This window comes from Stenotrophomonas maltophilia (genome assembly GCF_047782825.1).
GTDB lineage: Bacteria > Pseudomonadota > Gammaproteobacteria > Xanthomonadales > Xanthomonadaceae > Stenotrophomonas.
Map to the genome: position 1 here is coordinate 1 of NZ_CP180591.1, position 5,514 is coordinate 5,514.

The window sequence follows — 5,514 nt, forward strand, 5'->3', positions numbered from 1 at the left end:
ATGGATGAAGCTTCCCGTCTTTGCGAAATCGAACGCCTGGGGGTTCTTGATACCCCGCCCGAGCCGGTCTTCGACGCCATCGTCGCTGCCGCGCGCGCGGCCACCGGCATGCCGATGGGGCTCATTTCCATCGTCGCCGAGCACCGGCAGTGGTTCAAGGCCAACATCGGCCTGCCCGATACGCGTGAAACGCCGCGCAACATTTCCTTCTGCACCCACGCCATCGAGCAGGACACGCTGCTGGAAATTCCCGATGCGCACCAGGACCCGCGCTTCGCCAGCAATCCACTGGTCACCGGCGGGCCGCGCATCCGCCACTACGCCGGCATTCCGCTGGGTACTGCGCATGGCGCCCGCATCGGCACGCTGTGCCTGCTGGACACGTTGCCGGGCGTGCTGTCGCCTTCCCAGCGTGAGCTGATGGTGCATCTGGGCCGGGTCACCACCCAGGTGCTGGAACAACGCGCAGCACTGATGCAGAAGGTGGACCAGGCGCAGGCACTGCACCGCGAACTGAAGCGCAGCGAGGATTTCCTGGAACGCACGAACACCGCGGCCAAGGTGGGCGGCTGGGAACTGGACCTGACCAGCAACGAAGTGCGCTGGACGCGCGAAACCAAACAGATCCACGGTGTACGTGCGGCTTACCAACCCACACTGGACAACGCGCTGTCGTTCTACCGCGAGGACAGCCGCGCGATCATCGAGGCATCGGTGCAGCGCTGCGTCGAAGCAGGCACGCCGTGGGAAGTACAGCTGCCGATGACCACCGCCGATGGACGCGCCATCTGGACGCGGGTGGTCGGCAGCCGCCAGCAGGTCGAAGGCCGCCCGCGCCTGGTCGGTGCCATCCAGGACATCACCGATGAGCGCGCCGTGCTGGATGCGCTGGAAGCCAGCGAGGTCCGCTATCGCCGCCTGTTCCATTACAGCCTGGGCCTGATCTGCACGCACACGCTCGATGGCACCCTGACCTCGGTCAATCCGGCGGCAGTGCAGTCGCTGGGCTTCCCGGAAAGCCAGATGGTCGGCCGCAGCCTGTGCGACCTGATGCCGCCCGAGAAACGCGAGGCGTTCAGGGCCTACCTGAAACGGATTGAAGCCAACCACACCGACGCCGGGGTGATCGAACTGATCGCTGCCGATGGCACCCGCCGCTACTGGGCCTACCACAACGTGCTGGACAGCGAAGCGCATCCCCCGTTCGTGCTGGGCCATGCGCAGGACGTGACCGCTCTGCGGCTGCAGGAGGCACGCCTGCGCGAGCTGTCACAGAAGGATCCCCTCACCCTGTGCCACAACCGCCGCTACCTGCACCGCCTCGAGCAACTGGAAGCCGAACCCTGGGCCTGCCTGGTCTGTGGCCCCCCGAAATCACCAAACCCGGCCGCCGGCGACCCCTGGTGGCGCCCCTTTAACCCCGGCGGCGGCCCCGGCCGCATCGCGGCGTGCCTGGGTGGTGATGACCCCGGGAAGCCGCGCGGCGGGTGGTATAACCCCCGGGGAACCCCCACCTCCAGGCCGGGCCGAAACCCCGGGGGAGCGGTCCAACCACCTGCGCGGGCGCCGGCCGCGCCCGCGCGGTGGGCGCCGGGCCCGTTGACGAAGAGGGGCAACGCCCCCCCCGGCGCCAAGGCCAAATGGGGGCCCCAAACCGGGCAGGCGCGGGCACCCGAAGAGGTCAGGGGGGGGGGAAACCGGGGGTTTTTTGGACCCCTTCCCGCGGCGCCGAGGTGTCACCCGGCTCGCCCTGGCACCGGAATGTGAACCCCCCCAGCGAGCGGGCGCCGTAGGGGCGGTGCTCGCGTGCCCTGCCGCCCCGGCCGTGGCATGCGCGGCGGGAAGTGCCACCGGCTCCCAGGCAGCGCACGGCGGGGGCCGCCGAACCCTTTCAGCGCGGGCGCCCCGGCGGCCAGGGGCCGTTCACCGGCCACTCACGTCCGCGGGGGAAAGTGGCGGGCGCCGCCGGGAAACCCACCCGGCCGCACCCCGCGGCCTTTCCCCACGATCACCGCCCCACAGCGCGGCAACCGTAACCGATCGGCGCCCCCGCCGGGGTGGCCCACTGATCCACCCCGCAGTTCAAGGGCCCGGCCCACACGGCCAGGGCCCGGCCCCGCATGCCCTCGGCGGGCGGGACGGGCGGGTTCCAACCGGCGCCACGCGTCCCGACGGGCCGGCCCGGGCCCGGCCGGGCCCAGCCTGGCCGGGGGGGGGGCCGGGGGCCTCCCGCAGGGGCCCGGGCGCTGGGCGGCACCGGTGGACTTGGGGCCGGTGTCGGCCCCGCCGGCGGGGGCCCGTGCGGCCTGCGGGCGGCCGACGGGGCCGCACGGCCCGGTGAGTGCGCCACCATCGCTGCTCCCCCGGGGTTTCTGGGGGGTGCGGGGCCCCAGAGTCGCGCCCGGGCCGAGCCGGTCCCCCGCCGGGGGGTTTCCCGGCCACCCCACCGGCGGCCTGCGCGGGGCGCCCAGCCCGAGCCCGTGGGGCCACCCCTTCGCGGCAGGCCCGGTGCAGGGCCTTTCCCGGGCCCGCGGTAGGGCCGCCCGGGCCCGGGACCCCTTTCCCGGCCGGGGGCGGCCTGCCCCCAGTTCCGGAGGGTGGCCTGCCGAACCCGCCGGGGGACGCCCCGGCGGGGGTTTAAAGGGTTGGGACCGGCGGCGGGCATCCGGTTTGGCGGGCGGGGGCAAAGGGGCCCCAAAGGGTCCCGGGCCCAGGCCCCGTTGCCGTCCTGAGGAACCCGGGTTTCTTTCTCCCTTACCGGCAGGCCGGCCGCGCCGGCCTGTCCGGGCGCGCGGGCACGCGGGGGACCCAAACCCGCAGGACTGATTGGGTTCCCCCCAAAGGCAAGGCCCCCTGGGTTGCGCGGGTGCCGGGCGCGTGGGGGTTTCGGCAACAATGGAAACCGCGTACCGCCGCCCGGCGGCGGTAGGGTGACCCCGGCGCGCGGCCGTTCGGGAAGGTCCGCGGGGCCCCCCCGCACCCGCCCAGCCCGGTGCTGGCCGGCGCAACCCACAACGGCGTTCGCCGGGTACCGGCTCTGGGCAGGCTGCGCAGCAGGCGCACCAGGTCCAGCGCAGGCACCTGGAAAGACGGCTGCATTGCTGCCTGGTAGGCCTGTACTTCCACCATGCCACGCAGCCAGCGGACCGGCAGCGGCACCTTGCGTTCGACGATCGCTTCGTCGCTGGCGCGTAGTTCCAGCGCCTCGCGGCCTACCGACAGGTGCAGGTCCGCACCGTCGCGCACGCGTGCCAGCACCGCACGCATCGGCGCATTGAAGTCGACGTTGGTGGTGCCCTTGCCCAGCACCTCGCCTTCGTAGGCGTCCGGTAGCAGATCCGCACGGATGTAGGCACTGCAGCACGCGGAAAAGCCTTCGAAGCGCAGCAGGCCACCACCGCTGGTGACCACCGGGTCGGCCAGTGCCAGCAGGCGTTCCAGCATGCCCGGCGGGGTGAAGAAGCGGCTGCCGACCACCAGGTGAACGGCAGCCAGCAGCTCGGCGATCAACCGCGGCTGCAGCAGCCGGCCTTCGAAGAAATGCGGGTGGGCCTGGCCATCACTGGTCGCCAGGGCAAGGCGCGGCGCGCTGCCGTCATGCAGCGCCGATGGCTGCAGATAGCGGTAGGTGTGCTGGATGCTGCTCAATCGTGCCTCCGTGGCCGCGCCTTCAGTCCGGCGGACGCGGGTCCCCGGCAAGCGCAGTACAGGATAGCAGGGCCGATTATCAGGCGGACCCGGCCGTGGCCACCTGCCGCACCTGTGCCAGCACCACGTCCTTGCCGGCCGCCGCCGGCATGGCCTTCACCAGGTTGTGCAGCAGCCGCAGATCCTGCTGCTCACCCAGCGCGTCGCTGAGCCGGTGCAGTTCCCGCGCGTCCTGCTTGCCGGTCTGCAGAGCGGCGGCATGCAGATGCAGGTGCAGGCCATGCCCCAGTTCAACCTGCATGCGCAGGCGCCTGACCCGTCTTCGCCAGCGATGCAGCGCCTCGGCATTCCCGCCCACCTCGGCACGCCGGGCGGCCTTGCGCACGCGGCGATGGCTGCGTTGCAGATTCGCACGCAGCGTGCTGCGGCGGACCTGCCGCCGCGACTGCGCGGACAGTGCCGCCTGGACCTGCGCCACGCTGCGCAGCCGCCTGCGGAATCCGGGGTCGCGCTGCAGTGCCTGCTGCAGCAGACGATCGCGCCGCCGTGTGAGTCCGTCGATGATCGTCGGCCAGGCCTCGCCGGCATGTCGGTCCTGCAGCAGGGCCGCAGCCTGCAGCACCACATGCGCATCGCGCAGGTCCGACAGGCTGTCGCCCAGTCGTTGCAGCCGCTGGTCGGTCGCGTCCAGCGCCAGCGCCAGCGCCGTACCCTCCAGCAGGCCCAACAGGGCGCGCAACCGGCGGATCGCCTTGCGCGCTGCATGGATGGACGCATGCGGTGCATGGGCAACCGCTGCCGGCAGCGCCGAAGCGATCAGGCTGCACTCTTCCAATGCCCGCTGCTGCAGGGCCGGGCTAGGATCAGCTGCGGACATCGGGGGCAGCCACGCAGGGGGATGGAGCCCGAGTGTAGCGCCGCACCGGGCCCTTCACGCCGCTTGGCGCAGCCTGCCGGCCCTGCACATGGCCATCACGCCGGGCGGCCCCGGCCGGGACTATGCTCCGCCAGCGCGGGGGGCCGTCGGCACCCACGACCTGCGGTTTCCGCTGTCCCCAACGAGGATTCCACGATGGCGAACGTCTTCCCGCATCTGGGCCTGCTGGCGATCTACAGCCTCGCCCTTCCCGCAACCAGCCTGGCCCAGGACGCATCGATCGGCTTCGGGCAGGCCGACATCAGCACCCAGTCCAGCAGCACGTCACAGACCACGCAGACCACCCAGACCACCACCGGATCGACCCAGGACGACACCTCGGGCAAGGACCAGGGCGACTCGAACTTCGGTAATTTCGGCTCGACGAGTACCGAGACCAACAGCAGTGGCAGTTCGCATTCCGAATCGCGCAGCCACAGTTCAGGCGTCGACATCGAGATCGGCCGCCGTGACGACAGCGGCGACGACTGGGGCAATGACGGTCATCACGGCGGCTGGTCGGTGCGCGACAGCGATATGTTCGGCGACTGGACCCTGGGCCAGGAGAGCGGCAACAGCTGCACCATCACCCTGAAGGACAGCCAGTGGTTTGGTGGCTACGGCGCATGGGTGCCGGCCGGCTGCCCGGATGATTTCTTCTCGGTCAACCGCTGGCTGCTGTCGGGCAGCCAACTGCTGCTGACCGATACCAACAACAAGGTGATCGGCCGCTTCCGCCCGTCCGGCGGTGGGCGCTGGTCGGGCCGCCGCGAATCGGATGGCGCACGCCTGTACCTCAACCCCCGCGGCCACTGACCGCTGCAGTGCCGGCGTGACGCCCGCCGCCGCGGACCTCACGCCGGCATCACCGGAAAACGCAGGACGCTAACAATTGCCCCCTTAGCGTGGACCCTGCAACGCCCTTCCTGATCGACGCCTGCGCGCCTGCC

Annotated in this window: 4 protein-coding genes; 2 read left to right on the forward strand and 2 right to left on the reverse strand. The window is 71.5% G+C overall.

Going from position 1 to position 5,514, the window contains the following annotated elements:
- The coding region (locus ACM2ZB_RS21740; RefSeq protein ID WP_416058632.1) for a PAS domain S-box protein at positions 1 to 1,767 on the forward strand (1,767 nt) is incomplete at its 5' end.
- A 987-nt stretch (positions 1,768 to 2,754) separates the two neighbouring features.
- Here the strand turns inward: ACM2ZB_RS21740 and ACM2ZB_RS21745 are convergent.
- On the reverse strand, positions 2,755 to 3,648 hold the full coding sequence (locus ACM2ZB_RS21745; RefSeq protein WP_416058633.1) for a hypothetical protein: 894 nt from the start codon (positions 3,646 to 3,648) through the stop codon (positions 2,755 to 2,757).
- A 79-nt stretch (positions 3,649 to 3,727) separates the two neighbouring features.
- Entirely contained in the window at positions 3,728 to 4,525 is a 798-nt protein-coding gene (locus ACM2ZB_RS21750; RefSeq protein WP_416057454.1) for a CHAD domain-containing protein, read from the reverse strand.
- Between the two features lie 195 nt (positions 4,526 to 4,720).
- Between ACM2ZB_RS21750 and ACM2ZB_RS21755 the strand changes: the two genes are divergently transcribed.
- The gene (locus tag ACM2ZB_RS21755) at positions 4,721 to 5,380 is read left to right on the forward strand and encodes an AprI/Inh family metalloprotease inhibitor (protein ID WP_416057453.1); all 660 of its coding nucleotides are present in this window, start codon (positions 4,721 to 4,723) and stop codon (positions 5,378 to 5,380) included.
- Positions 5,381 to 5,514 lie beyond the last annotated feature (134 nt).